General features: G+C 72.8%; 21 protein-coding genes and 1 pseudogene. 16 read left to right on the top strand and 6 right to left on the bottom strand.

Translation table 11 applies throughout. From position 1 onward, the window contains the following. Positions 1–2 precede the first annotated feature (2 nt). The 3 genes from ACE4Q9_RS34050 to ACE4Q9_RS34040 all read left to right on the top strand — a co-directional run bounded on the left by ACE4Q9_RS34050 (position 3) and on the right by ACE4Q9_RS34040 (position 6,539). On the top strand, positions 3–1,991 hold the full coding sequence (locus ACE4Q9_RS34050; RefSeq protein WP_397988506.1) for a glycoside hydrolase: 1,989 nt from the start codon (positions 3–5) through the stop codon (positions 1,989–1,991). Between the two features lie 592 nt (positions 1,992–2,583). Further along, complete coding sequence (gene dnaE / locus ACE4Q9_RS34045) at positions 2,584–6,183, top strand: DNA polymerase III subunit alpha (RefSeq protein ID WP_397988504.1); 3,600 nt, start codon at positions 2,584–2,586, stop codon at positions 6,181–6,183. Further along, positions 6,180–6,539 (top strand): DUF6300 family protein, encoded by a 360-nt coding sequence (locus ACE4Q9_RS34040; protein WP_397988502.1) that lies wholly within the window; start codon positions 6,180–6,182, stop codon positions 6,537–6,539. The genes dnaE and ACE4Q9_RS34040 overlap by 4 nt, the downstream gene beginning before the upstream one ends. Positions 6,540–7,220: 681 nt before the next feature. On the opposite strand, the gene ACE4Q9_RS34035 is transcribed toward ACE4Q9_RS34040, so the two are convergent. Further along, positions 7,221–7,793, bottom strand: coding sequence for a GNAT family N-acetyltransferase (locus ACE4Q9_RS34035; protein ID WP_397988500.1), 573 nt, complete (start codon positions 7,791–7,793; stop codon positions 7,221–7,223). Positions 7,794–8,193: 400 nt separating this feature from the next. Further along, positions 8,194–8,985 carry an SDR family NAD(P)-dependent oxidoreductase gene (locus ACE4Q9_RS34030; RefSeq protein ID WP_397988498.1) on the bottom strand — a complete coding sequence of 264 codons (792 nt, stop codon included), beginning with the start codon at positions 8,983–8,985 and terminating at the stop codon, positions 8,194–8,196. Between the two features lie 96 nt (positions 8,986–9,081). Between ACE4Q9_RS34030 and ACE4Q9_RS34025 the strand changes: the two genes are divergently transcribed. The 3 genes and pseudogenes from ACE4Q9_RS34025 to ACE4Q9_RS34015 all read left to right on the top strand — a co-directional run bounded on the left by ACE4Q9_RS34025 (position 9,082) and on the right by ACE4Q9_RS34015 (position 11,345). Further along, entirely contained in the window at positions 9,082–9,675 is a 594-nt protein-coding gene (locus ACE4Q9_RS34025) for a TetR/AcrR family transcriptional regulator (RefSeq protein WP_397988496.1), read from the top strand. 108 nt (positions 9,676–9,783) lie between these two features. Beyond that, positions 9,784–10,046 (top strand): annotated as a pseudogene (locus tag ACE4Q9_RS34020) (helix-turn-helix transcriptional regulator); the annotation flags it as partial. Positions 10,047–10,550: 504 nt separating this feature from the next. Next, positions 10,551–11,345: an SDR family NAD(P)-dependent oxidoreductase gene (locus ACE4Q9_RS34015; RefSeq protein ID WP_397988494.1), complete on the top strand. Its 795-nt coding sequence runs from the start codon at positions 10,551–10,553 to the stop codon at positions 11,343–11,345. A 50-nt stretch (positions 11,346–11,395) separates the two neighbouring features. Here ACE4Q9_RS34015 and ACE4Q9_RS34010 read toward each other — a convergent pair whose 3' ends face one another. Next, positions 11,396–12,505 carry an FAD-dependent oxidoreductase gene (locus ACE4Q9_RS34010; protein WP_397988492.1) on the bottom strand — a complete coding sequence of 370 codons (1,110 nt, stop codon included), beginning with the start codon at positions 12,503–12,505 and terminating at the stop codon, positions 11,396–11,398. 341 nt (positions 12,506–12,846) lie between these two features. On the opposite strand from ACE4Q9_RS34010, the gene ACE4Q9_RS34005 reads away from it, so the two are divergent. From ACE4Q9_RS34005 to ACE4Q9_RS33965, 9 genes are all read left to right on the top strand, one after another. Then, positions 12,847–12,978, top strand: coding sequence for a hypothetical protein (locus ACE4Q9_RS34005; protein ID WP_397988490.1), 132 nt, complete (start codon positions 12,847–12,849; stop codon positions 12,976–12,978). Positions 12,979–12,980: 2 nt separating this feature from the next. Then, positions 12,981–13,895: an NAD(P)H-binding protein gene (locus ACE4Q9_RS34000; RefSeq protein WP_397988488.1), complete on the top strand. Its 915-nt coding sequence runs from the start codon at positions 12,981–12,983 to the stop codon at positions 13,893–13,895. Between the two features lie 313 nt (positions 13,896–14,208). Further along, positions 14,209–14,394: a hypothetical protein gene (locus ACE4Q9_RS33995; RefSeq protein WP_397988486.1), complete on the top strand. Its 186-nt coding sequence runs from the start codon at positions 14,209–14,211 to the stop codon at positions 14,392–14,394. Between the two features lie 90 nt (positions 14,395–14,484). Then, a complete protein-coding gene (locus ACE4Q9_RS33990) occupies positions 14,485–15,252 on the top strand; it encodes a hypothetical protein (RefSeq protein ID WP_397988484.1) in 768 nt (255 codons plus the stop codon). 11 nt (positions 15,253–15,263) lie between these two features. Continuing rightward, positions 15,264–16,157 carry a DUF692 family multinuclear iron-containing protein gene (locus tag ACE4Q9_RS33985; protein ID WP_397988483.1) on the top strand — a complete coding sequence of 298 codons (894 nt, stop codon included), beginning with the start codon at positions 15,264–15,266 and terminating at the stop codon, positions 16,155–16,157. Next, positions 16,154–19,291 (top strand): carbamoyltransferase C-terminal domain-containing protein, encoded by a 3,138-nt coding sequence (locus ACE4Q9_RS33980; RefSeq protein WP_397988482.1) that lies wholly within the window; start codon positions 16,154–16,156, stop codon positions 19,289–19,291. Before ACE4Q9_RS33985 ends, ACE4Q9_RS33980 begins: the two co-directional genes overlap by 4 nt. After that, the gene (locus tag ACE4Q9_RS33975) at positions 19,288–20,526 is read left to right on the top strand and encodes a YcaO-like family protein (RefSeq protein WP_397988481.1); all 1,239 of its coding nucleotides are present in this window, start codon (positions 19,288–19,290) and stop codon (positions 20,524–20,526) included. The genes ACE4Q9_RS33980 and ACE4Q9_RS33975 overlap by 4 nt, the downstream gene beginning before the upstream one ends. Next, positions 20,513–21,286, top strand: a complete 774-nt coding sequence (locus ACE4Q9_RS33970) for a TfuA-like protein (protein ID WP_397988480.1) — start codon at positions 20,513–20,515, stop codon at positions 21,284–21,286. Before ACE4Q9_RS33975 ends, ACE4Q9_RS33970 begins: the two co-directional genes overlap by 14 nt. Positions 21,287–21,314: 28 nt before the next feature. Continuing rightward, complete coding sequence (locus ACE4Q9_RS33965; protein WP_397988479.1) at positions 21,315–22,589, top strand: MFS transporter; 1,275 nt, start codon at positions 21,315–21,317, stop codon at positions 22,587–22,589. Here ACE4Q9_RS33965 and ACE4Q9_RS33960 read toward each other — a convergent pair. Genes ACE4Q9_RS33960 through ACE4Q9_RS33950 form a run of 3 tightly spaced genes read right to left on the bottom strand, consistent with a single transcriptional unit; the run spans position 22,522 to position 25,176 of the window. After that, on the bottom strand, positions 22,522–23,082 hold the full coding sequence (locus ACE4Q9_RS33960; protein ID WP_397988478.1) for a GNAT family N-acetyltransferase: 561 nt from the start codon (positions 23,080–23,082) through the stop codon (positions 22,522–22,524). The genes ACE4Q9_RS33965 and ACE4Q9_RS33960 overlap by 68 nt on opposite strands. A 35-nt stretch (positions 23,083–23,117) precedes the next feature. Further along, positions 23,118–24,440, bottom strand: a complete 1,323-nt coding sequence (locus tag ACE4Q9_RS33955) for an erythromycin esterase family protein (protein ID WP_397988477.1) — start codon at positions 24,438–24,440, stop codon at positions 23,118–23,120. Positions 24,441–24,492: 52 nt separating this feature from the next. Next, positions 24,493–25,176 carry a CatB-related O-acetyltransferase gene (locus ACE4Q9_RS33950; RefSeq protein ID WP_397988476.1) on the bottom strand — a complete coding sequence of 228 codons (684 nt, stop codon included), beginning with the start codon at positions 25,174–25,176 and terminating at the stop codon, positions 24,493–24,495. An 85-nt stretch (positions 25,177–25,261) separates the two neighbouring features. On the opposite strand from ACE4Q9_RS33950, the gene ACE4Q9_RS33945 reads away from it, so the two are divergent. Next, positions 25,262–25,906: a TetR/AcrR family transcriptional regulator gene (locus tag ACE4Q9_RS33945; protein ID WP_397988475.1), complete on the top strand. Its 645-nt coding sequence runs from the start codon at positions 25,262–25,264 to the stop codon at positions 25,904–25,906. The last annotated feature ends 9 nt before the right edge of the window (positions 25,907–25,915 follow it).

Below are 25,915 nucleotides of genomic sequence, written 5' to 3'. Positions count from 1 at the left end.
TCATGAAGGCGAGGAAGATCAGGAAGACCAGGAAGAAGGTCGTCGCGCTGAGCGGCGCCCTCGCGGTGCTCGGCGTGGTCGGCACGGCCACCGCGTTCGGTGACGGCGGCGGTGACCGGCAGCGCGTCGAGGTGCACGGGGGCCGGGTGACCGTCCCCGTCGCGGGCGGACACGCGATGGTGGACACGGCGTCCCTGGCCGTGCGCGCACAGGCCGACGACGGCCGCGGCTGGCAGCTCTCGGCGCCCGCCGCGGGCGGCCTGGGCCCCGCCGGGAAGGTGTCGGTGCGCGGCGGCGAGGCCACGTGGCGCTATCCGTCGGCGGGCTTCACCGTGACGGCGGCCGCCCGCGGCGGGCGCCTGGCGGTGTCGGTGCGCTCCGACCGGGAGACCACGTTGAACTGGCCGGTGACCGGCGGCGACGCGGCCGTCCGGGAGATGCAGCTACCACGCGGCGAGGGCCTGTCGGTGCCGGTCGCCGACCGGTGGTGGAACTCGCCGAAGGCCGGGCTGGCCGGCAGCGAGGTGGGCGTCTCCGACGGGCTGACCATGCCGTTCTGGGGCACCAGCCTCGCGGGCGGGCACGGTTCGAGTTATATCGCCGAGTCCGACATCGGCAGCACGCTGGAGTTCGTCTCCACCGGCGGCCGTCTGCGCGCCGAGGCGCGGCACGCGTTCTCGGCGCGGGAGGGCACCCGGAACTACAAGATCACTTTCGCGCTCACCGACGGCTCCCCGGTGGCCGCCGCCCGCGACTACCGTGCCTGGCTGCTCGGCCACGGCGGCATCACCACCCTGCGCGCGAAGATCGCGGCGAACCCCGCGGTGGGCAAGCTGGTGGGCGCCTTCCACGCCTACACCTGGGGGCAGGCCCGCACCGCCGAGGGCGTACGGCGGCTGCGGGAGCTCGGCATCGACCGGATGTGGCTCGGCTACGACGCCGACGGCTCCCCCATGGACGCGGGGGCCGTCGCGCTCGCCGAACGCTCCGGGTACCTCGTGGGGCCGTACGACTCCTGGGCCAATGCCCAGGATCCGGAGTCGGCCGACACACCGGTGTCGAAGTGGCCGTCCCCGGTGTGGCCGGACGCCTGTGTGCGGGGCGCGGACGGCAAGCCGGTCACCGGTTTCGGCGGGCGCGGCTGCTACGTCAGCTCCGAGGCGCTCAGGCGGGCCGAGCCGTCGGAGCACTATCTCGCCGACCGGGTGCGGGAGATGACCGCAGGCGGCGCCGACAGCTACTTCCTCGACGTCGACGCGGCCGGTGAGCTGTTCACCGACCGGTCCCCCGCGCACCCGATGACCCAGGCGCAGGACCGGCGGAACCGGCTGGAGCGCATGGCCTGGCTGTCCGGTGACCGGAAGCTGGTTCTCGGTTCGGAGAGCGCCGGCTCCTGGGCGAACAAGGTGGTGGCCTTCAGCCACGGTTCGGGCACGCCCGTCACGGACGGGCTGTGGGCGCTGGAGCGGGACCGGGCGAACTGGGGCGGCTACGCCCCGGCCGGCGCGCCCGCGATCTATTTCAAGCCCGTCCACCTGCCGGACGACCTCGCCAAGGCGATGTACGACCCGAGGTACCGGGTGCCGCTGTACCAGACGGTGCTGCACGACTCGGTGATCAGCACCGAGCGCTGGGAACTGTCCTGGTCGAAGCTGCCGGACCAGAGCCGCACCCGCGCGCTGCTGGCGATGCTGTACAACGTGCCGCTCAACCTGGTGCTCGACCAGTCCGAACTGGACGCGCACGGCAAGCAGATCGCGGCGTTGCAGAAGTACTTCGAGCCGTTGCACAAGGCCGCGGCCACCCTGCCGATGACCGGCTTCCGCCGGGTGACGCCGGACAGCCTGGTGCAGCGGACGATCTTCGGCGACGGCGCGCTGACCGTGACCGCGAACTTCTCCACCGCGACGTACCAGGGCCTGCCCGGCGGGTGTGTCGACGCGGTGATCAAGGGCGGCAAGGCCCGGCGCATGTGCCCGCCGGCGCTGTGACCGCCGGGGGCCACCGGGCCGGTGACCGCCGGGGGCCACCGGGCCAGTAAGCGCCGGGGCCGTTGGGCCGGTGACCGTGCGGGGGCCGCCGTGCCGTCGGCCATGCGGGTCTGGTGGGCCGGTGGGAGCTGTCGGGCCGGTGACCGCCAGGGGCCGCCGGGCCGGTGACCGTCCGGGGCCACCGGGCCAGTGACCGTCCGGGTCCGGTGGGCCGGTGGGGTGCGGGGGCCGGCGGGCGGCCAGGTGGTGGGGGCCGTACCAGGGGTGAGGGCGCAGTGGGCCAGGGGCGCCCGCCGGCCGCTCCCGAGTCGGCCGTTGCGGGGACGCCTGCCGGGGGGAAGGCGACCGCTGACATCCGGCCATGCTCGATGCCGGAGGGGGCCACAGGGGTGTGGGCAGGGGGCGCCGCCCGGCGTCGTCCTCGTCCGGTCGGCGGGACTCGCAAGGGGGTTATTTGCGCGATAGTCCCTGGTCAGCGGGGTGCGTCGGGGCAGTGTCCGGTTCGATGGCGTGGGAGGCCGGCGGCGGTCGGGGGGAGGGATAGGCTGCCCGCTTCCCCCTGGCCCCTGGCCCCTCGCGGAGGTGCGCAGCCGTGTCCGAATCCTTTGTTCACCTGCACAATCACACCGAGTACTCCATGCTCGACGGTGCTCAGAAGCTCAGGCCGATGTTCACCGAGGTCGCCCGGCAGGGCATGCCCGCGGTCGCGATGAGCGACCACGGAAACATGTTCGGCGCCTACGAGTTCCAGCAGGTGGCCAAGGGGTTCGAGGGCGTCAAGCCGATCATCGGGATCGAGGCGTACGTCGCCCCGTCGTCGCGGCGCAACCGGAAGCAGGAGTTCTGGGGGCCGGGCGGGCAGCGTGCCATGTCGGACGACGGCGAGGGCTCGAAGGACGTCTCGGGCGGTGGCCGGTTCACTCATATGACGATGTGGGCGACGGGCGCGCGGGGCCTGCGGAATCTGTTCCGCCTCTCGACGGAGGCCAGTTACACGGGCCAGTTCCCGGCGGGCAAGCCGCGGATGGACACGGAGCTGATCAGCGAGCACGCGGAGGGCGTCATCGCGACGACCGGGTGCCCCTCCGGCGCGGTCCAGACCCGGCTGCGGCTGAACCAGTACGACGAGGCCCGCGAGGTCGCCGCCGGCTACCAGGACATCTTCGGCAAGGAGAACTACTTCCTGGAGCTGATGGACCACGGGCTGCCCATCGAGCAGCAGGTGAGGGACGGACTGCTCCGTCTGGCCAGGGAGTTGGGCATCCCGCTCCTGGCGACGAACGACGCGCACTACGTCCACGAGGACCAGGCCGACGCGCACGACAACCTGCTGTGCATCGGCGTCGGCAAGAACAAGGCGGACGAGAAGCGGTTCCGGTTCCAGGGCAGCGGCTACTACCTGAAGACCGCGCGGGAGATGCGGGCCCTGTTCTCCGAACTGCCGGAGGCCTGTGACAACACGCTGCTGATCGCCGAGCGGACCGGTTCCTACGACGAGGTCTTCGACTACGTCGACGAGATGCCGCAGTTCCCGGACGTGCCGGAGGGGGAGACGCAGGAGTCCTGGCTGCGCAAGGAGGTCCTCAAGGGGCTGGCCATGCGCTACGGCGACCCGGTCCCGGCCGGGGTGCTGGAGCGCTTCGAGACCGAGATGTCGGTCATCGGCCCGATGGGGTTCTCCTCCTACTTCCTCGTCGTCGCCGACATCTGCAAGTACGCCCGCGACAACGGCGTCCCCGTCGGGCCGGGACGTGGTTCGGCCACCGGCTCGATCGTCGCCTACGCGACGCGGATCACCGAGCTGTGCCCGCTGGAGCACGGCCTGCTGTTCGAGCGGTTCCTCAACCCCGAACGCATCAACCCGCCGGACGTCGACCTCGACTTCGACGACCGCCGGCGCGACAAGATGGTGCGCTACGTCACCGAGAAGTACGGCGACGCGTACACCGCCATGGTGAACACGTTCGGCAAGATCAAGGCCAAGAACGCGATCAAGGACTCCTCCCGGATCCTCGGTTACCCCTTCTCCCACGGCGAGCGCATCACGAAGGCGCTGCCGCCGGACATCATGGGCAAGTCGATCCCGCTCGACGGCATCTTCGACGCGGAGCACCCGCGCTACGGCGAAGCCGGCGAGATCCGGCAGATGTACGAGAACGAGCCCGACGTGCGGAAGGTCATCGACACCGCGCGGGGTGTGGAGGGCCTGACGCGGGGCACCGGCGTCCACGCGGCCGCGGTCATCCTGTCCAAGACCCGGCTGACCGACCGCATCCCGCTGCACATGCGGGCCTCCGACGGCGTGAAGATCACCGGCTTCGACTACCCGTCGTGCGAAGACATGGGTCTCGTCAAGATGGACTTCCTGGGCCTGCGGAACCTGGGCGTCATCGACCACGCGCTCCAGAACATCCGGGAGAACCGCGGCGTCAAGCTCGCCACCGTCGACCCCCTGGACGGCGACCCGGACACCGTCGTCATCCCCCTGGACGACAAGAAGACCTTCGAACTCCTGGGCCGGGGCGACACCTTCGGCGTGTTCCAGCTCGACGGCGGCGGGATGCGCGCGCTCCTGAAGCTGATGGAGCCGACCCGGTTCGAGGACATCGCGGCGGCCCTGGCGCTGTACCGGCCCGGCCCGATGGCCGCCAACGCCCACACCAACTACGCGCTGCGGCAGAACGGCAAGCAGGAACCCGACCCCATCCACCCGGAGTTGAAAGAGGTCCTCGACCCGATCCTGGGCAGCACCCACCATCTGCTCATCTTCCAGGAGCAGATCATGGCCATCGCCCGGACCCTCGCCGGGTACACCCTCGGCGGCGCCGACATGCTGCGCCGTGCGATGGGCAAGAAGAAGCCCGAGGTGCTGGCCGCGGAGTGGAAGAACTTCCATGCCGGCATGACGGGCAACGGCTACTCGGAAGAGGCCACCAAGGCGATCTGGGACGTCATGCTCCCGTTCTCCGGCTACGCCTTCAACAAGTCCCACACCGCCGGTTACGGGCTCGTCTCCTACTGGACCGCGTACCTGAAGGCCAACTACCCGGCCGAGTACATGGCCGCGCTGCTGACCTCCGTCGGCGACGACAAGGACAAGGCCGGCGTGTATCTGGCCGATGCCCGCAAGCTCGGCGTCACCGTACTGCCGCCCGACGTCAACGAGTCCCTGGCCGAGTTCGCGGCCGTCGGCGACGACGTGCGGTTCGGGCTGCTCTCGGTGCGCAACGTCGGCGAGAACGTGATCGAGTCGATCATCGCGGCACGCACGTCGAAGGGGAAGTTCGGCTCGTTCCAGGACTTCCTCGACAAGGTCGACCTGCCCGCGCTCAACAAGCGGGCCATCGACTCGCTCGTCAAGGCCGGCGCGTTCGACTCGCTCGGGCACACCCGCAAGGGTCTGGCGGCCGTGCACGAGACGGCGGTCGACGCGGTCGTACCGCTGAAGAAGGCCGCCGCGTACGGGCAGGACGACCTGTTCGCCGGACTGGGCGGCGCCGGCGGCGGCAGCGACTCCGGGTTCGGTCTCGACATGAGGATCGGGCAGGACGAGTGGCCGCGCAAGCAACTCCTGTCCACCGAGCGAGAGATGCTGGGCCTGTACGTCTCCGCGCATCCGCTGGACGGCACCGAGAACATCCTCGCCGCCCACCGCGACACCACGATCGTCGACCTGTTGTCCTCCGGCCGTACCGAGGGCGTCGTGCGCCTGGCGGGCCTGATCACCGGTGTCCAGCCGAAGATGACCAAGCAGGGCAACAACTGGGCCATCGTCGGGCTGGCCGACCGGGACGGCACGATCGAGGTCCTCTTCTTCCCCGCCGCGTACCAGCTCGTCGCGGGTGCCCTGGTCGGGGACAGCGTGGTCTCCGTCCAGGGCCGTATCAACGAGCGGGACGGCGCGATCAGCGTCTTCGGACAGGAGCTGCACGTACTCGATGTCACCTCGGCGGAACGCGGCGGCGCGGCTCCCGTGGCGCTCGCCTTGCCCTACCACCGGGTCAACGAGCCCGCGATCAGCGAACTCCGGCGGATCGTGACGGCGCATCCGGGCGAGAACCCGGTGCACCTCTCGGTGCGCGGACTGCGGAAGACGACCGTGTACCGCTTGCGGGCCACCGTGAACGCCGCCACGATCGCCTCCGACATCAAGGGCACGTTCGGCCCCGACGCATGGCAGGGAGTCGCGTGACCGCTCCGGGTGCCGGCGACGAGGTGATCCACGTCCGGGTCGGCGCCACTCCCCCGTGCGCCCGGTGCGAGAGCCCGGCCCTGCTGCTGGTCCGGTTCCCGCACTCCTGGGCCGGGGCCGACGGACAGAGGCTCAGGGGCCTGCGGGAGAGCACGCTGTGCGCGGTCTGCGACCGGGGGAGGACAGAAACCGAAGCCCTGCTGCGGCTCCTCACGACCTGCGGCGAACTCGACGCCGTCTGCTCCGGGTTCGCCGGGGGGCTGGTCGCCGCGTGGGTCGAGTCGTTACGACGGGAGCGCGTCGACTTGGAGCTACTCGCCGACGAGCACGGGCGGTGGCGACGAGGCGACCTGTGACAGCGGAGCGGTCCTCGTCCCGTGGTGCGCAGCGGGACGCGGCCGGCGATCGCGGTCGGTGCCGTCGCCGCGGCGGCGGTCGCGGCCGTTCCGCTGGTCGGCCGGGCGGCCGGGGTTCCCCGCGGCATCCTCGACCAACTGGGGGTCTTTCCCCTGCTGCTGGCCGGCAGCGTGCTCGCCATCGCGGTCGGCTCGTCGGCCACGTTCGTCCTCCTCGTGGGCGGCCCCGGCCCGCTGCCGGGTTACGGCCTGACCGCTGACCTTCGCGGCGGCCAGGATCGGCACGGACAGCGCCGCGGTGCACAGCGTGGGCATCTCCCGCGACGAGGAAGGACAGTTCGCGTGTCCACGCAGCGCGCGGCGGGCACGTGGCTGGCGCTGGTCGTGGTGGGGTCCATCGCGGCGGCGTTGATGGACCTTCTGCCGCTGGTGCCGGCCGTGGCCGTCACCGACGCGATGCAGGCGGTCTTCCGCCGCCTACGGAGTCCTGGCCGCCGTCGCCGCTCCGGTGGCCTCGGCCGGAAGGCTCGCCGAGCTGTGGGCCGCTCTCGCTCTCGCCGATCTCGTCCAGGCGGTGGGCAAGGCGTATTCGTTCCACCGGCACAGCGCGTTCACCGGGGACCGCGCGCACGCGCCGGCAGCACTGTGCAGTGGAGGCCACGCACAGGTACTGACGGAGCGTCAGTCCCGGTTCTGGGCGGCTGCTCGCCATTCGCGGGCGAGGATGGCGTAGACGTACTCGCTGCCCCAGCGTTCGCCGTCGAGGTCGTTGTCGACGAGGTGCGCCTCGCGTCGCATGCCCAGGCGCTCGCACACGCCGGCCGAGCCGGTGTTGAGCACGTCCAGGCGGGCGAACAGCCGGTGTACGGCCAGCTTTTCGAAGGCCAGGGCGGTGACGGCGCGGGCCGCCTCGGTGGCGTAGCCCCGGCCTCCGTGGGCCGGGTGGAGGGTCCAGCCGATCTCGGCCTGGCGGGCCCGTGCGCTCGCCAGTTTCAGGACGACGTCGCCGACCGGGACGGCGTCCCCGGCCCGGCAGACCGCGAGCACGAGGGCGTCGCCGTCCTCGGCCCACGCCGTGCCGGCCGCCCACCGGGCCAGGCTCCGCTCGCACTGCTCGCGGGTGAGCGGCGGCCGGTAGAGGTAGCGGGCGACTTCGGGCAGACGCTGGTAGGCGTACAGCGCGTCGAGGTCGTCCGGTGTGAACGGGCGCAGGACCAGTCGTTCGGTCGCGACCGGCAGCTGAATCGTCGTCATCGGTCCCTGTCTCCTCCCCCGCGGGCCGCCGCCAGCGTAACCGGCCGGGCAAGCGCGGCGGCCGGCGGGCGGACGGCCATGACCGTTTTGCCCGCGTGTTGCGCGAGGGTACGAGAAACGCGCCGGAGGCCGGGCGGCCGGTTGTTGCCCGTGAGCCGGGGCGAAGGGGAAATCGGCCGGCCCCGAGCGGCTCCCGAGCGTTCCTCCCAGCGGGGTGCGCGGCGTTCTAGCCTCCCCGGATACGCCGTTGTCGCAGTGAGGAAGGACCGGATGCCGCAAGTGCAGCGCGCGCAGACCGCCGAGGTGGGTAACCCGCCTGCCCCGCCCGCCCCCCGCTCCGGCCTTCACCGCGCCCGCGCGCACGCCCGAACACGGCGGCCGGTCGACGGGCGAGGTGCCGTCACGCCTTGAGGGCGCGTCCCGTGGTGGCCAACACGAAGCGGCGCGGGGCGAGTTGCGCCGCGACGGCCGACAGACGGTTGCCGAGGCCGGCGACGACGCTCGGCGGGGTCCGGGGCCGCTCCAGCGCCCGGCGGGCCGCCGTGACCACCGCGGCGGGGGTGGCGACATGTCCGACCACCGCGTCGCGGGTGCCCACGACGTCGAAGAACTCGGTCTCGACCGGGCCCGGAGAGACCGCCAGTACCCGCAGGCCCGTACCGCGGGTCTCGTAGGCGATCGCCTCGGTGAGGCTCAGGACGAAGGCCTTGGTCGCGCCGTAGACGGCCATGGCCGGGGTGGGCTGGTAGGCGGCCGTGCTCGCCACCGTCACGAGGGCGCCCCGGCCGTCGGCGGCCAGCGACGGGAGGAAGGCCCGCGTGAGGTCGGCGACCGCGCAGACGTTGAGCTGGATCATGCGGCTGATCTGCTCCGGGTCCTGCGTCAGAAAGGCGCCGTGGCTGCCGAAGCCGGCGTTGTTGATCAGGGTCTGGACGGCGATGCCGCGGGCGCCGAGTTCGTCCCGCAGCCCGGCACCGGCGCCCGGTTCGGCGAGGTCCGCGGCGATCGCGGTGGCGGTGACGCCGTACTCCTCATGGAGTTCGGCGGCAAGCGTCTCCAGCCGGTCGAGGCGGCGGGCGACCAGCACCACGTCGGCGCCGCGCGCCGCCCACTGGCGGGCGAATTCCTCGCCGAGGCCCGCGCTGGCGCCGGTGATCAGGGCACAGGTGCCCCGGTACGAGAGGGTGGGCATGGGCGGCGCTCCGTTTTCGTCGTCCGTATGCGATGACATGGCAATGTAGGCACGTGACATCATTGTAGTCAATCGACAACATCGAGGAGGAAGTCCGTGCAGGAAGGCTCTTACCATCACGGCAATCTGCGGTCCGCCCTGCTGCAACGGGCCGAGGCGGTGCTGGCCGGGGCCGGGGTCGCCGGGATTTCGCTGCGTGGACTCGCTCGGGACGTCGGCGTCAGTCATGCCGCGCCCACCCGCCACTTCCGCGACCGCCAGGCCCTGCTCGACGCCCTCGTGCTCGACGGGTTCACCGACCTCGGCCAGCGCATGCGGGCGGCGGCCGGCGGTCCGGGGCCCGTGGAGCGGCGGCTGACCGAACTGGGCCGCGCCTACGTCGGGTTCGCGACCGAGCGCGCCGCGCTGCTCGGGCTGATGTTCGCCGCGAAGCACGAGGAGCCGGTCGGAGAGGAACTGCACCGGCTCGGCCACACGTGCCTGGAGATCACCGCCGAACTGATCGCCGAGGCGCAGCAGGTGGGAGTCGTGCGCCCCGGTGATCCCGTCCGCCTCGCACAGGTCGCCTTCTCCGCCGCGCACGGGCTGGCCACCCTCGCGGTGGGCGGGCTGCTGGACGACACGCCGGTGGACGAGGCCACCGACCTGGTCCTGGAGACCGTGCTGGCGGGGCTGCGGAATCCCCGGTGACACCGTCCGGGCTGCTCGCGGCCAAGGTCCGCCGGAGCGGGTCGGGGGAAGGGGTACGGGAGGCTGCCGTACCCCTTCTCTGTCAGTGCCCCCCGGCATCATGGGGCCATGCGTGCGCCCCGGCTCATCAAGGTGATGCTCCTCCTCCAGGCGCGGTCCTGTATGACCGCCGGCGAGCTGGCGCGGGAGCTGGAGGTGTCGGAGCGGACGGTGATGCGGGACACGCAGGCGCTGTCGGAGGCGGGGGTGCCGGTGTACGCGGACCGGGGCGCTCGGGCGGGTACCGGCTGGTCGGCGGGTACCGAGCGGGGTTGGCGCGCGGCGAGGCGGAGGCGCTGTTCCTCAGTGGCCTGCCGGGGGCGCTGCGGGAGAACCCTTGAGGTGTTGACCTTGAAAATCCGCTTCTGTTTCCCGGCTGCGGGAGCAGGCTCCGGCGGGCTTGCCGGGCCCGGTCCGGCGGTCAGCCGGGGCAGGTGCGAAGACGCGCTGACTCGCGCGATGCGGGCCAGTTCTTCCGGATCCTCGTGACGGACATCGCCCTCGACGTGCCGCGGCCGACGGCCTCCTCCTCGGCGGCACCGCTTCGAGTCCCAGCAGGCCCCGCCTGAGATCGTCGGGAAGGTCGCCCATCTGAAGGAGGCGGCCCGCACAAGTACCGCGCGTCCGTCGAAGGCGCCGCCCTCCCGCGGTGCGATCGTGGGAAAACGCTGGGGCGAACGGCGTAACCCCCGAGGCCGCTCGTGCCGCGCCCGCGCCCGCACCCGCGCCCGCGCCCGCGGGCCGACCATCGTGATCCCCGAGTCCGCCATCACCCCACGGGTACAGCAGGAGCGGCACCGGTGCATCGCCACCGCCTCGACGGGAAGACACCCATCATGAAGATCGATCTCTCCGGCCGCACCGCCCTGGTCACCGGCTCCACCCAGGGCATCGGCCTCGCCATCGCCACCTCGCTCGCCCGCGCGGGAGCCCGCGTCGTCGTCAACGGCCGCGGCGAGGAGCGCGTCGCGGACGCCGTCGGCACCGTGCGCGCCGGCTCCGGCAGCGAGGACGTCACCGGCGCCGCGGGCGACCTCGCGGCCGAGCAGGGCGCCGCCGGCGTCCTGAAGGCCGTGCCCGCGGTCGACATCCTCGTCAACAACCTCGGCATCTTCGGCAGCGCGGCGCCGCTGGAGATCGACGACGCCGAATGGCGCCGCTACTTCGAGGTCAACGTCCTCTCCGCCGTCCGGCTCATCCGCGCCTACCTGCCGGGCATGAAGGAACGCGGCTGGGGGCGGGTCCTGAACCTCGCCAGCGACTCCGCCGTGGTCACCCCCGCCGAGATGATCCACTACGGCATGACGAAGACCTCGCTGCTCGCCGTCGGCCGCGGGTTCGCCAAGGACGCCGCCGGTACCGGGGTCACCGTCAACTCCGTCATCGCCGGGCCCACCCACACCGGCGGGGTCGAGGAGTTCGTCCGCGAACTCGTGGGCGACAAGCTGCCCTGGGACGAGGCGCAGCGCGCGTTCATGGTCAAGTACCGTCCCCAGTCGCTGATCCAGCGCCTGATCGAGCCCGAGGAGATCGCCAACATGGTCGTCTACCTCGCCTCGCCCCTCGCCTCCGCCACCACCGGCGGCGCCCTGCGCGTCGACGGCGGCTACGTCGACTCCATCCTCCCCTAGCCACCGGCCCGGGTCCTGCGCGGGAGCGCGCCGGGGGGGAGGCCGCGGCGTCAGGGCTGTTCGGGGCCGGCGAACACGGCGGCCAGGGCGGGGGCCGTCATGGCGCCGATGTCGATCCCGTCGGTGTCGGCGAACTCCAGGGCGCGTTCGAACATGGCCTGCTCGTACGCGGTGAGCGCGGTCTCCGTGTCGCCGGGGTGGGCGGCGAGGGCCCGGCCGAGTTCGGCGCCGTCGAGCATGGCCAGGTTGGCGCCCTCGCCATTGGGGGCGGCGAGGTGGGCGGCGTCGCCGAGGAGGGTCACTCCGGGGACCCGGTCCCACCGGGTGCCGGCCGGCAGGGCGTACAGGGAGCGCAGGGTCGGCGCGGTGTCACCGGCGGTGATCAGCGTGGTGAGTTCCGGCGCCCAGTCCTCGAACTCGGCTGCGATCCGCGCGGCGGGGTCGGCGGGATCGAGGGCGTCGAACCACTCCTGCGGCTTGGCCAGGCCGACGTAGACGTGCAGGGTGTCGTTCCGCTCCCGGTGGGCGAACAGCTGCTTGCCCGGCATGGGTGCGATCATCGAGCCGCCGCCGACCGCCTTCGCGGCGGCGGGGTGCCGGGTGGTGGCGTCGTACAGGTACGTCTCCATGACCGACCTGCCGGTGTATTCGGGGGTGGCCGCGGTGAGCAGGGGGCGGACGCGTGACCAGGCGCCGTCCGCGCCGACCAGCAGGCCCGTGACCAGGCTCGTGCCGTCGGCGAAGGTCACATCGTGGCGGCCCTCGCCCAGGGCGCGGACGCGGACGGTCTTGCGGCCCCAGCGGACGGTGCCGGGCGGGAGCGAGTCGAGCAGGAGCCGCCGCAGTTCGCCGCGCTGTACCTCGGGGCGTCCGCCGGTGCCGTCGTCGGCCTTGTCGAGCAGGACGGTCCCGTCCGTGTCGAGGATGCGCATCGCCTGCCGGCCGTCCAGCACGATGGCACGGAATTCCTCCATCAAGTCGGCTTCCTGGAGGGCGAGTTGGCCGTTGTAGTCGTGGATGTCGAGCAGTCCGCCCTGCGGGCGCGCGGCCGGGGAGGGCTCCGCCTCGCAGACCGTGGCCGGTATGCCGTGCAGATGCAGGACGCGGGCGAGGACGAGGCCGCCGAGTCCGGCACCGATGATCGTGACGTCCGTGTTCATGAGGGGGCCTCCCGGTGGTGAGTTGCTCTGGTGGCCGGGTCCGGCGAGGGCCGGCGCCCGGTGGGCTCCACTGTCCGGGCAGCCACCGACAAACCACCGACACGTCACCGACAGGCCGCCGTCAGCGCCGACAATCCGGCGACGGCGGCCCTGGCCTGAGTCCGAAGCTGGGGATCGGGGGCCCCAGGTGAGGGCGGGGACGCGTTCGGTGCCGGGCGCGGGGACGACCGCGCGCCGGCGGCCAGGACGACGTCGCCAGGGCAGGCAGTGGTGACTGACCGCCGGCCGCGGGGGCCGCGCTAACATTACGTCCTCTCATTTTGTCGGGGACTGGACAACCTGTGACGACCACCACCGCGGAACGCGCCGCACGGGCCGAGGCGCTGATGAGCACTCAGGCCACCGCCGGCAGCCTGGCCGCCGCCGTACGCGCGGACATCAGCGTCGGCCCGCGACCAGTCCGGGCCTCGTGACGATGGCGCGCGAGACCCGGCACATCGTGCTGACGGGGGCCACCGGAAAGGTCGCCCCGCTGGTGGCCCGTCACCTGGCAGCGGCCGGGCACCGGCTCACCCTCACCGGCCGAAGCGTCTTGCGGGACCGCCCGCCGCAGGGCCCGAACGGTACGCAGGGCGGCCTTCAGCCCGCGCCACGGCGCCTGGTGTGCGACTACGACCGGCCCGCGAGCCTCCGCGAGGCGTTCAGCGGGGCGGACGCGGTCTTCGTCGTCACGAACGACCCCAGCCGCCCCCAGCACGACCAGAACATTGTCCGGGCGGCCTTGGACTGCTCCGTCGGACACATCGTCAAACTGTCCGCGGCCGCCGTCCGTGATCCGGCGGCCAATGACCTCGTCACCACGTGGCAGCGGGAGAACGAGGAGCTCATCCGGAGCAGCGGCCTTCCCTGGACGATGCTCCAGCCGCGGTCCTTCATGACGCACGCCCTGGCCTGGGCTCCGGGCATCCGCGACAACGCGACCACCGAGGCGCTGCACCCGCACAGCCGCAATGCCTGCATCGCGCCGGAGGACATCGCCGAGGTGGCCTCACTGGTCCTCGGTGACGACACCCATCACGGCCGGTCGTACCAGCTCACCGGCCCCGAGGCGTTGTCCGCCGAGGACCAGACCCGCATCCTGGCCGGTCTCCTGGGCCGGCCCCTGACGTGCCGGGCCCTGTCCCCGAGTGCGGCACGCGCCGCCTACCTGCGCCGCTATCCTGCGGCGTTGGCGGACGCGCTGCTCGCCAGCGCGGAACGGCAGGCCGCGGGCGCCAAGAGCGCGACCACGGAGACGGTCGCACGTCTCACGGGCCGGGCGCCCACCACCTTCGCCCAGTGGGCCACCGCTCATCTCGGTCGCTTCACGTCCGGGGACAGGCACGTCTGAGGGTCTGCCGCGCCTTCGCGTACCGACCCGTCGCTCAGCCGGCCGCCGCCGCGACGACGGGCGTCCCGGACCGCGTCGCGGACCACTCGGAGCCCCCGGCCGGCGGTTGATCGCGCACTCCGGCGTGCCGTGGGTCGGCTCCCTGGCGTGATGGCCCGCCCGTTTTGACTCCGGCTCCGTCCAGCGGTGCCGGCGTACGGCAGCAGCACCTCACGCCACCGGTCCAGTGAGGTTCAGACGGGGCTCGAGGCCGCCCTCCTAGCTTTGGCCCTTGCCAGCGAGACGACGTTCTCAACTGCCACAGGGAGACCCGATGTCCGACAAGACCGCTGCCATCCTCGCCGCCCTCGACGGTGACAAGTCACTGCGTTCGGCGATCATCCAGCACCTCGCCACCACGCACGCGCAGGAGTTCGTCAACCCGATGCGCGCCGAGCTCGGCGGCAACGACGACCTTTCGCTGGGCTCCGTGACCTCCAACAAGGAGTGGCAGGAGTAACGAGCCGCGGCCCCGGCCGGGTTCCCTCCGGGGGGCCCGGCCGCCGGTCTTTCCTCGTCCCTCGTCCACGTCGAAAAGGCGGTGATCGTCTTGCCCACCCTCGCCCCCGACGCGTGCGCCGTCGGGCCCGGTACGACTCGTGCGCTGCTGCTGCGCGACGACCGGGAGGCCCGCACGGAACTGCTGCTGCGCCTGCTCTACTCGAAGTCGTCCGCCGGCGTGGTCGCCGACGCGCTGGCCGCCGGCGAGGGGCAGGTGTGCCCGGAGACGGCCGCGGTGCTCGCCACCGTCGACTTCCACGCGCTGACCGTGGAGCGCGCGGCCCGGCTGCGGAACCTGGACCGCCAACTCCAGCGCACGTGCCCGCCGTTGTGGCAGTGCCTCGGCAAGGAGACGCTCACCCCGCTGGTCGAGGGCTACGCGGACGCCGACGCGTTCTGGCGCAGCACCGGCCGCACGCTGTTCGAGAACTTCTGTCTGTACGCCCATGGCGCCGTCCGGGGCGAATCCGCGCTGCTCGCGGACGTCTTCCAGCTTTTCGGACTGGTGAGCCGCTTCTCGGCGCCCGAGCTGATCGCGCCGCCCGAGGACGTGTGCGCCTGTACCACCGGGATCCCCGGCGAGGGCATGGACCTGACGAAGTCGGCCTTCTCCCCCTGGGACGACGGGGGGCTGCTGCCGCCGGTCGTGCCGGGCGCGCTCCAGGTCGAGACGTTCCGGTCCGCGTGGCGCTTGGTAGACGAGCGGGGCCGGCTGCCGCGCTCCGCGGCGCCCGGCGCGCTCGAAGCCGGTGACCACCAGATCGTCGTCGCCGCTTTCCCCGGTCACCGGGTGACGGCCGCGGCCCTTCCGCTGTGAAGCAGGTCAACATGACACCAGCCCAGGCACACCCCGTCGCCCGGCTCGGCTTCGGGCTCGACTGGCAGTACCGCGACCGCTACCCGCAGAGCATGGCCGAGCTGCGTACCAAGTACGACGGCCGGCTGAGCCACCTGTCCGTGGTGTCGCTGCCCAGCACCGCGGACGCGCGGGTCTTCATGGACGAGTGCGCCCGCGGCCTGCCCGTGGTGCATCACCTGCCGGGCGTGGCACCGGCGGCGCCCGGTGGTCCCAACCTCGATCTGCACACCCGTCTGGAGGCGGTGAGCGACGTCCTGGACGCCGTGTGGACGTGCGAGGACATCGGTCTGTGGTCGATCGGCCCGTACCCCCTGCCGTACTTCACCCCGCCCCTGTTCGAACGCGAGCTCGCCGACCATGTCGTCGAGGGCATCCGCACCCTGCACCGCCTCAGCCGCTACCGGTTCGTGCCGGAGATCCCCTCCTGCACACTGGCCGTCGGGCGGATGAGCCTCGGCGACTTCTTCCACCGGGTCACCGACGGCGCCGACTGCGATCTGCTGCTCGACGTCGCTCATGTCTTCTCGTACGCGGTCGCCGCGCGCCGGCCCTTCGCACAGGTGCTGCGCTCGCTGCCGCTGGAACGGGTGGTGGAGATCCATGTGGCGGGCGGCTACATCGACCCGACCTTCGACAACCGCTACCTCGACACCCACAGCCACGCGGTGGCCCCGGCCGTCATCGACCTGCTCCAGGAGGCGGTAGCCGCCTCGCCGCGACTGCGCGCGGTGACGTACGAGATCGGGGTCGGGCTCGACGCCCAGGACCTGGACGAGGACTTCGGCCGGATCGAGGAGCTGCTCGACGAGGCCGACTGGACGCCGGCGGCGTCGGACGGCCTGGCCCGGGCGGGTGCGGCATGACGGGGACCGGGACGGCCGTCCGGGTCCTCGTGGTCAGCGACGGGTCCGTACCGGCCGCGGCGGGCTCGCCCACCGACGGCCACACCGAGCGAGTGGCCCGCCTGTGCGCACGGCTCGCGCCCGGCGCGGAGATCGGGTACGCCAGCGCCGCGGACCTCGGGGCGCGCACGCTCGCGGCCGATCTGCGCCGCGTCGTCACCGGCTGGGACATCGTCGCCATGCCCTGGTCCTGCCCCGAGGCGGACGCCGAACGGCTCGGTGTGCGGCGCGCCTTCGAGGAGGTCGCCCGCGATCCCGCCATGCCCCTCTTCGCCGCCGCCGCCGGTCACGACGGTCCGGGGCGGCTGCGCTTTCCCGCCTCCTGTACGTCGGTGCTCGCGGTCGGCGTGACGGGGGCCGACGGGGCGCCGACGGCGTACTGCGGGAGCGACCTGGTGGGCCGCAAACCGCAGGTGCTGGTCGCGGACGGGGCGTATCCGACGGAGTCCGCGTCCGGCGGGTTCGAACCGATGCGGGGGACCTCGGCGGCGGTCGGCGTGGTCGCCGGGTGGGCGGCCGTGGTGCTGGGCCGGTTGCGGAGCGGCGGCCAGGCCGTGCCCTCGGCGTCGCTGCGGGCCGCGCTGCTGGCCGGCACCGGGCCCGGTGGTGTGCTGGAGGGCGGCCCCGAGGAGCTGGACGCGCTGGCCGCTCAGGGCGCCGGCGTGCGGGTGTTCGCTTTCCAGGGCGGCGAGTTGCCGCTGCGCGTCGGCGGCGGGCCGGCGCGGGTCGCCGTCGTCGCGGTGGGTGCCGCGGAGCCCCTCTGCGGCGAGGAGCGGCCGCTGTGGTTGCCGCCCGCGGCGGAGGTGTCCGTGACGGCTTCCGAGGGGGAGCGCGCGACCGGTGCCGGGTGGCTGGTGGCGGACGCCGGGCAGGGCACCGTCGTGGTGGAGTGCTCCGGTCCGGCCTATGCGGCCGTGTACGGAACGGCCGTGGACGGAACGGCCGTGGACGGAACGGCCGGGGCGCGGGAGATCGGGCGCGCCGCGTCCGCCGCATCCGCCGCGCCCGCCGCCTCCGCCGCTCGGCGCGGGCCCGTCGTGCTCGGGCTGTCCGCCAGTCACGACGCCTCCGCGTGCCTGCTGAGCGACGGAGTGCCGCGCGTCGGTGTGCAGCAGGAGCGGATCACGCGGCGCAAGCACGACGGCGTCGGCTATCTGGACTCCCGTGCGGCCGCGGACTACTGCCTGGACTCGGCCGGGGTGGACCCCGCCGGTGTCGACGCGTTCGCGTTCAACGCGCAGCCGCTGCTGCCCGGTTACGTGGGGCTCTCGGTGCCGTCCGCGGCACGGGACTTCGACCTCTTCGATCCGTTCGGCGAGCGGACCGTGTACGTCTCGCACCATCTCGCCCACGCTTTCTCGGCGTTCTGGACCTCGCCGTTCGAGGAGGCGGTGGTCGTCGTCTGCGACGGCTCCGGGGGTTCCGTGCTGGGCGCGGACGACCTGCTGGTCAGCGGGCCGGAGCTGAAGGAGTACCTGGAGCGGCGGCCGGCCGGCCGGCTGCCGCGGATCCATGTCTTCTCCGTCTACCACTTCGACCGCGGCGGGTACCGGCTGCTGTTCCGGGAGCTGGCCGACTCCTTCAACGTACGCGTCGGTTCGTCGTCGATCGGGGAGACGTACGCGGCGGTCAGCCAGTACGTCTTCGGGGACTGGCAGGAGGGCAGCGGCAAGCTGATGGGCCTCGCCCCCTGGGGCAGGCCCGGAGGCGCGGGGCCCAGTCTGCTCGAGGAGGGCCCCGACAAGCTGCCGCGTTTCCGCACCGACTGGAAGGACCTGTACCGCCGGCCGTCCGACGGCAGCGACCCGCTGGACCACGCCGACCTCGCCGCCCGCGTGCAGGCGGACCTGGAGGAGGCGCTCCTCGCGCGGATGCGGTACGCGATGTCGCTGGTCCCCGGCTGCCGGAACCTCGCCTACGCGGGCGGTGTCGCGCTCAACTCCGTCGCGAACGACCTGATCGCCCGGGAGAGCGGCGCCGACCGCTTCTTCGTGGTGCCGGCGGCGAGCGACGCCGGTGTCTCGCTGGGCTGCGCGGCGGCCGGGCACTTCCGGCTGACCGGCTCGACGCGCCGGGACATCGGCGCGTTCGACGACTATCTGGGCCATCCCTACACGCAGGAGGACCACGACAGCGCCCTCGCGCTCGTCGGGGACCGGGTCGGGGCAGAGCCGCTCAGTCTGCCCGCTCTCGCGGACCGGATCGCGGCCGGCGAGGTGATCGGCTGGTTCCGGGGCGGCTCGGAGTTCGGGCCGCGCGCGCTGGGCCACCGGTCGGTGTTCGCGGACGCCCGCAGCCGGGACACCTGGGACTTCATCAACGCGCAGGTCAAGTTCCGGGAGGACTTCCGCCCGCTGGCGCCGATCGTGCCGGAGGAGGTCGCCGCGAAGTACTTCGAACTCGACGCGCCCTCCCCGCACATGCTGCGCGTGGTCAAGGTGCGCGAGGAGTACCGGGCGCAGCTGGCGGCCGTCACCCACGTCGACGGCACGGCCCGGGTGCAGACCGTGTCCGAGGCCGCCAATCCCGAGGTGCACCGGCTGCTGCACCTGGTCGGGGAGCGCACCGGCTTCCCGGTGATGGTCAACACGTCCCTCAACCGGCGCGGCGAGCCCATGATCGAGACCGCCGGGCAGGCCCTCGACATGCTGCTGGCCACCCATCTGAGCGGCATGGTCCTCGGCGACCGGTTCGTGCGCCGGCTCGCCGGACTGGGTACGACGCTCGGCCTCGACTCCTGTATCGCCCTGGCACCCGGCGCCAACCTGCGGTGGGAGCAGGACGGGTCCGGCGCCCTGCTGCGCATCACCGGCGGAGCGGAGGGGAAAGCCGGGCTGCGGCTGCCCCGGTGGGCGTTCACCGCGCTGTCGCGGGCCGAGTCGGGGGTGCCGTTGTCCGCGTATCTGCCGCAGTGCCTGGCGGGCACGGGCACCGGAGTCGACGCGGCGCTGGCCTTCCTGACGGCGCTGCACGCGCGCTGCCTGGTGGTCGTGACGCGGGAGCGCGTCGTGGCCGGCCGGACGACCGCGCCGGCCGGCGACGGCGTTCCCGGCCCCCCTCCACCCGTACGCCCTCGTGAGGAAGCCATGTCATGACCGACCTCCTCGCCCCCGCGCGCACCCATGCCCTGAGCTGGCTCGAGGAGCGCGGCGGCGCCCCCGCCATGATGTCGTGCGGCACCTCGCACCGGTCCGTCGGCGCCGAGGAGGCCGTCGCCCGGGTATGGCCGCTGCGCAACCGGCTCGGCATCAGCCGGGTCGCCGACCTCACCCCGCTGGACTTCCTCGGCATCCCGGTGTTCAGTGTGACGCGGCCGGGTGCCCGCACCGGCCAGATCACCCTGTGCCAGGGCAAGGGCAACGGGAAGACCGAAGCGCTGGCCTCCGCTCTGTTCGAGGCCCTGGAACGGCACTGCGGTGCGCTTCCCCGGCCGCTGCGGTCCGCCCGGCCGTCCGAACTCGACGCCGCCGGCCTCGTCCGGCTGGACGCCGCCGACCTCGGGCTGCCGGCGCTGCCCGACGAACCCATGGAGTGGATCGGCGGCACGGACGCGCGGGACGGCACCGACGTACTGCTCCCGGCCGCCGAGGTGGTCTTCCCCTACGACACCCCGCCGGGCCATGTGCGGCCCGTACGCCCGAGCACCACGGGGCTGGCCTCCGGCGCGACCTTCGCCGAGGCCGTACTGCACGCCCTGTACGAGGTGGTCGAGCGGGACGCCACCTCCCGCTATCTGCACGGCGGTCCGGGGCGGCTGGTCGGCCTCGACACCATCACCGGCACCGCCGAGACCGAGCTGCTGCACAAGTACGCGCGGGCGCGCGTCGACACCGTGGTCATCGACCTGACCCATACGACGGTCCTGCCGACGTTCGCCGTGTTCCTGTCCGACCTGAACTCCGCGCAGGCCCATCTCGCCGTCTCCGGCTTCGGCACCCATCCCAACGCCGGGGTGGCGCTGCGCCGGGCGCTGACCGAGGCGGCACAGGCCCGGGCCACCGCGATCCAGGGCAGCCGCGAGGACCTTGACCGGGTTGCCGACGTCTACCGCGCGGACCCGGCGCGGCAGCGCTCGGCGTTCCTGCGGCGCGCGCTGGTCGCCAAGGCCGAGGGCGTCACCGACTTCCGCGAGCTGCCCGACCCGCCGCCCCGGTCGACCCGCGCCACGCTGCGGCATGTCGCCGCTCGGCTGGCGCACGGCGGTTACTACCGCGTCGTCTGCACCGATCTGACCGTCCAGGAGTTCGGCCTGCCCGTCGCCCATGTCGCGGTGCCCGGCATGGCCGACTCCGTCGTCGACCCCGGTAGGAGCCATCGTGTGGCCCAGTGACACCGCCCGGCCGATCGTGTTCGGCGCCGCCTCGGTCCAGCCGCTGGACCCGGCCGTGCTGGCCGGCGTGGAGCTGCGCCCGCCGGTGCGCCGCGGCGACCTCGCGCCATTGCTCGGCCGCAGGCCGGGCACGGTGGTGCTGATCGACGGTCTGTTCGGCGGGTCGATGGCCGTCACCCCGACCGAGTGCCGCGAAGTGCTCGACGCGGGCTGGACGCTGGTGGGTGCCTCCAGCATGGGGGCGCTGCGGGCCGCCGACCTGTGGCCGCTGGGCGCGATCGGTATCGGCGACGTCTTCACCCTGTACCGGCTGGGCGTGCTGCGCTCGGACGCCGATGTCGCCACCCTGCTGAACGCCGAGGGCGGCCATGCCGAACTGACGGTGTCCGTCGTCCATCTGCGGGCGGTCCTCGCGGCCGCGGCCGGTGCGGGGATCGTCGCCCCGGCGGTGCGTACGGCCATGTCCCGGGCGGCCGAGGACATCCACTGGACCGAGCGGTCATGGCCGGCGTGCCGGCTGGCCTGGCGTGAGCTGGGGGTGCCCGAGCCGGTGATCGCCGCGGCGCTGCGGCTCGGCCGGGACACGTCCCTGCACCCGAAGGTGCGCGACGCCGACACCGCGCTGCGCTCGGTGCTGTCGGACACCTGGACCGGTGACGGCATCGGCGCGGTGCGGCACTGCCCGGCCTGCCAGGAGCGCCTGGAGGGTGCGGTGTTCTGCCCCACCTGTGTCTCCGAGGCACACGAGACCTGCCTGTGAACCATCCGGAAAGGACCGGTGACTGATCATGCCGATGCCGGTGACCGCGCGGTTCGGGATCCGCCCGACCGGCCCGACCGAACGACGGCTTCTGACGACGGTCGCCATCGACGCCGTCGGCGGTGGTCTCTTCCTGGCCGGGGCCGCCCTCTTCTACTCCCGCGTGGTCGGGCTGTCCGCCGGTGAGATCGGCGTCGGGCTGTCCGTGCTCGGCCTGGTGGCGCTCGCCGCGACCGTTCCCAACGGCGCGCTGGTGGACCGGATCGGGCCGCGGCGCGCGCTGGTCGCGCTGCATCTGTGGCGCGCGGTGTGGTGTTCCGCGCTGGCGTTCGTCGGCTCCTTCTGGCAGTTCCTCACCGTGCTGTGCCTGCTGGGGCTCGCCGAGTACGCCGGCATGCCCGCCCTCCAGACCTACGTCGGTGCCGCCTTTCCGGACGCCGAGCGGATCGGCGTGATGGCCAGGGTGCAGGTGCTGAAGAACACCGGGTTCCTGGTGGGCGCGCTACTGGCGGCGGTGGCCGTGGGCAGCGGCACGGATCTCGGGTACCGCTCGCTGCTGCTGGGCGACGCGCTGTCCTTCGTCGTCGCGGCCGTGCTGATGATGCGGGCACGCGAGGTGGGCGGCCACCGCAAGGTCCGGGCGCGCACCGGGTTCGCGCCGTTCCGCGACCGCCGGTTCCTGCTGCTGACGTGCTGCAACGGTTTCCTCCAGCTCAACTTGTCGGTGCTGGTGATCGGCATGCCGCTGTGGGTGACCCAGCGGACCGAGGCGCCGGCGGCGATCGCGCCGCTGCTCATCGCGGTCAACACCGTGATCGCCATCGCGCTCCAGGTGCCGCTGAGCAAGGGTGCGGAGACGGTGCCCGGCGCGGGTCGGCACATGCGGCGCGCCGGGGTGTTCCTCGCCCTGATGTGCGGCACGCTGACGCTCGCGTCCTGGGTGCCGCCGGCCGCGGCCGCGGCGCTGATGCTGGCCTCGGTGGTGCTGCACACCCTCGCCGAGATCTGGCACTCCTCGGGCGGCTGGGGGCTCCAGTTCGCGCTGTCCCCCGAGGCGGAGCGCGGAAGTTACGCCGCCGCCTACAACCTGGGCCCGACCGCGGAGGGCATGGTGGGGCCGTCGCTGGTCGCGGGCGGTGTGGTGGCCGCGGGGGCGGCCGGCTGGACGGTGCTGGGCGTGCTGTTCGCGGCGGCGGGGCTGGGCGCGCACGCCGTGGCGGTGCGCGCCGCCCGGCTCACGCGACCGGGTGTTCGTCGTGCAGCACCCGCTGGAAGATCCGGTGATCCCGCCACCGTCCGTTGATGTGCAGATAGTGCGGGGCCAGGCCGATCACCTCGAACCCGCACTTCTCCAGCACCCGTGCGGAGCCGGTGTTCTCCGGGAGGATGGTCGCCTCGATCCGGTGCAGCCCGATCGTGTCCCGCGCGATCCGGCAGACCCGCCGGACGGCGCCGGTCGCGATCCCCCGGCCCTGCTGGTCCGCGGCGACCCAGTAGCCGAGATAGGAACTGCAGAAGGCGCCCAGGGCGATGCCGGACAGCGTGATGGTGCCCACGATCCGGCCGTCGCGTTCGAACAGCCACGGCACGATCCGGCCGTCCGCGTACTGCCGTAGCTGTTCCTCCAGGCGCCGCTGCTGACCGGCCACGGTGAAGAAGGACTCCGGGCGGCGCGGTTCCCAGGGTTCGAGGTGCGTCCGGTTCCCGGCGTAGGCGGCGCACAGTGCGGGGGCGTCCGCCGGTTCGGCGAGCCGGAGTATCACGCCGTCCGCGATGTCTTCGCTTTCGATCTCCATGCGCGCACCCTAGTCTCGGCCGCGGCTTCCCGGTCTCAGCCCCGGCTTCCTGACTGGCAGAGCAGGGAGCCGGTGTCGGCGACGGTGGAGGTCGGGGTGTGCAGGACGGCGTCGAACGCCTCCAGGACCGGGGTGTGGAGGTAGGCGCTCTGGATCCGGATGCGGTCGGGACCCGAAGCGGGGCCGGAGTCCTCCCGGCCCGCCTGCGGGCGGGCCCGGCGCAGATCGGCGACGCTCAGCCCGAGTCCGGCGTCGGCGAAGGCGGCCTCGACGCTTCCCGGCTCGGCCGGCTCCAGCGCGGTGGCGTCGATGGTGAAGCCGAAGGGGGTGTTCTCGTCGCGGGGCATGTCCGCGGTGTGTCCGGTGGTGCTCACCATGCCGACGGCGACGTAGTCGTCGCCGAGCGCGTGGTGCAGGTGGTGTCCCATCGGGAGTCCCGTGAGCCAGCCGTCGAAGGACACTGGTGTCCGCTGGATGTGGGCGTTGTGGGCCGCCAGCACGACGCGGGTGCCGGGTTCGTGGCGTTCCAGGTGCCACAGGAGGGACCCGGCCATGTAGGCGTCGCGGGCCGAGGTGTCGGCGGTCAGCCCGTTGCCGGCGAAGAGACCCGCCATGGCGCGGAAGGAGTGGTCGGCGTGGCAGGCACCTTCGAGCCGGCGCACGGCGATGTCGTAGTCGCGCTGGTCGCCGCGGGAGACGTACAGCGGTTCGAGGGAGCGGAACCGGATGAGCAGGCGGGTCAGGGTCGCGCTGAGGGCGTCCTGCTCGGCGGTGGCCAGGCGCGCCCACGCGGGCGCGGCGACGGCCGCGGAGCCGCCGGCGAACGATGCGGCGATCCGCATCGCCTCCTGGAGGAGCGGCAGGGTTTCGGGGTCGATCCGGCGCAGGTAGTCGGCGACCGGGGTCAGGGCAGGCAGCAGGGAGCCGCCGGCCGCCGGGATGTCGACGCCCGCGAAGCGCACCGGTGCCGGGGCGGTGCGGTTGTGCCGGCGTATCCAGCGCAGCGGCCCGTCGGCTCCCACGGGGATCGTCCCGGCGAGGTGCGCCGTTAGGTCGTCGTCCGTGCCCTCGCCCTGGGCCCACGTGTCGAGGGCGAAGCCTTCGCTGAAGCCGAACTCGAAGGCCAGGACGGTGAACCCGCAGCGCTCGGCCAGGAAGCGCAGGATGCGCTCGCGCAGGGCGGCGAACTCCTCGATGAAGTGGGAGCTTTCGCCGAGCGCGACGACCCGTGCGTCACCGATGACGGCGCGCAGCGGCTCCAGATCGTCGAGCGGCGCCTCGGGGTCGAGGTGGTCGAGGGGGGCGGCGTGGGCGCGGAGCCAGTCGGTGAAGGTGTCGCGGTGCGGTGCGGAAGGCATACGGGCAGCTCGATTCTCGGTGCTTGGAACGGTGGTTCGTGGTGCAACTGGCTCAAGAGCCGAGGGGCGTTGGGGACTGCTGCGCCTTCCCCGCGGGTCCGGGCGCCGCCTTCTCCAGGTCGTCGACGCTGCCGGACATGATCGTGCGGATGTGCTCGGTGATGTGCTCAAGCGGCCAGTCCCACCAGGCCACGGCGAGGAGCCGGTCCACGTCGGCGTCGCTGTAGCGGCGGCGGATGAGGCGGGCGGGGTTGCCGCCGACGATGCCGTAGTCGGGGACGTCGTCGACGACGACGGAACCGGAGGCGATGATCGCTCCATGGCCGATGCGGACGCCGGGCATCACCATGGACCGGTAGCCGAACCAGACGTCGTGGCCCACCACGGTGTCGCCCCGTCCGGTCAGGCCGGTGATGAGGTCGAAGTGCTCGGACCAGGAACCGCCCATGATCGGGAAGGGGAACGTGGAGGGGCCGTCCATGCGGTGGTTGGCGCCGTTCATGATGAACCGCACGCCCTCGCCCAGCGCGCAGAACTTCCCGATGACCAGCTTCTCCGGCCCGTAGTGGTACAGCACGTTGCGGGTCTCGAACGCGGTCGGGTCGTCGGGGTCGTCGTAGTAGGAGAAGTCTCCGACCTCGATCAGCTCCGAGGTGATCAGCGGCTTCAGCAGCACCACCCGCGGCTGGCCGGGCATCGGGTGCACCACGGTCGGGTCGGCGGGTACAGGCGGCATCACGAAGGTCGTCTCCCTACTAGTGCGACAGATGTTGCTTTAATAGCCTGCCATCAGGTCGACGCCCCGAGCAAAGGTTTTTGTGATGACTCCCGCAGACCCGGAACCGGAAAGCACCCGTCCGCCGACCCGCCGCCGACCCGGGGGCCGCACCGCCCGCATCCGTCGGCTGGTGCTCGACGCGGTCGTCGCCGAGCTCGGCGAACACGGTTACGACAGACTCACCACCGACGCGGTCGCCGCCCGCGCCGGTGTGCACCGCACCACGGTGTACCGGCGCTGGGGAGACGTCGGCGGCCTGCTCGCCGACTTCCTCGACGCGGCGTCCGACGACGACTGGGAGCCGCCGGACACCGGTTCACTGGAAGGCGACCTGGCAGCGCTGAACGAGGAGATCCAGACGGCCCTCACCGCACAGCCGCCGATCGTGATGGCGCTGATCGCCGCCTCGTTCCGCTCCGAGAAGGCCGCCCGGGCCCAGCAGCGCCTGTGGGAGGACCGGTACGCGCGCTGCGAGATCGCCGTCAGCCGGGCGGTGCGGCGCGGCGAGCTGCCCCCGGACACCGACGCCCGGCGCCTGCTCGTCGCGGCCACCGCACCGCTGTACCACCAGCTGGTGCTCTTGCGCACGGCACCCGATGCGCGACTGCCCGGCCAGGCGGCGCGGACCGCCGCCCTCGCCGCGGCCGCGGGCGCCTTCGCCGAGTCCCCGTCGGCGGGGGCCGATTGAGGGGGACTT

Origin of the sequence: Streptomyces sp. AM6-12, from assembly GCF_044327085.1 — a bacterium.
In the GTDB taxonomy this organism is placed as follows: domain Bacteria; phylum Actinomycetota; class Actinomycetes; order Streptomycetales; family Streptomycetaceae; genus Streptomyces.
The sequence above is the reverse complement of the archived record's forward strand: the minus strand, read 5'-3'. Positions and strand labels throughout refer to the sequence as shown.